This window comes from Micromonospora sp. DT48 (assembly GCF_049844495.1).
Lineage (GTDB): Bacteria > Actinomycetota > Actinomycetes > Mycobacteriales > Micromonosporaceae > Micromonospora.
In genome coordinates this window covers 1-934 of the sequence record NZ_JBNCLE010000055.1, presented here as the reverse complement: position 1 = coordinate 934, position 934 = coordinate 1, and the positions used below count along the sequence as shown (strand labels likewise).

Here is a 934-nt window from a genome sequence, read left to right as displayed (position 1 = left end):
AGAGCGTGTTTGAGAAGGTCTGTTTTGGACGGCGTGGCGGCGTGACATGCACCGTTGGGGCGGGCAGGGTGGCGCGGTGTCTGCGCGCCGTGGCTACCCCTCCGACCTGACCGATGCCCAGTGGGCGCTGATCGAGCCGCTGTTGCCGGAGCCGAACACGGACGGCCGGCGGGAGAAGCACCCGCGGAGGGAGATCGTCAACGCGATCCTGTACGTGGTGCGGTCGGGGTGTCCGTGGCGGTACCTGCCGGCGGATCTGCCACCGTGGCAGACGGTGTACTGGTACTTCACCCGGTGGGAAGAGACCGGCGTGACGGAGAAGCTCCTGACTACGCTGCGGGTCAAGGCTCGGGTGCAGCAGGGCCGAGCCCCGGAGCCGTCGGCGGGGATCATCGATTCCCAGAGCGTGAAGGGCGCCGACACCGTCGGTCGGGACAGTCGGGGCTACGACGCCGGGAAGAAGGTCAACGGCCGTAAGCGGTTCATCGTCACCGACACTCTGGGCCTGCTGGTCGCCGTCACTGTCCTCGCCGCGAGTTGGCAGGATCGCGATGGCGCGAAGACCGCCCTGCTCAGCGCCTATATGCTCACCCCGATCCGGCATGTCTATGCCGACCAGGGCTTCACCGGGCGGCTGGTCGACTGGACCCGCGACACGCTGCGCACCACGCTGGAGATCGTCCGCAAACCCGCCGACCAACGCGGCTTCGCCGTTCATCCCCGCCGCTGGGTCGCCGAACGCACCCTGGCCTGGCTCACTGCCTGCCGCCGCCTGGCCCGCGACTACGAACGCCACCCCGCCGTCTCCGCAGCCCTCATCCGCTGGGCCGCCATCACCGGCATGACCCGCCGCATCACCCGTGGTCAACCGGCACACCGACAAGCCCGCCGCACCTTCAACCGGACCTGACCAACCTCATCTCAAACACGCACT

The 934-nt window shown here is 68.6% G+C and carries 1 protein-coding gene; it reads left to right on the top strand.

What is annotated here, in order from left to right:
* The first annotated feature begins 76 nt into the window (after positions 1-76).
* The gene (locus tag ACLQ2S_RS27130) at positions 77-910 is read left to right on the top strand and encodes an IS5 family transposase (RefSeq protein ID WP_425703816.1); all 834 of its coding nucleotides are present in this window, start codon (positions 77-79) and stop codon (positions 908-910) included.
* Positions 911-934: the final 24 nt, after the last annotated feature.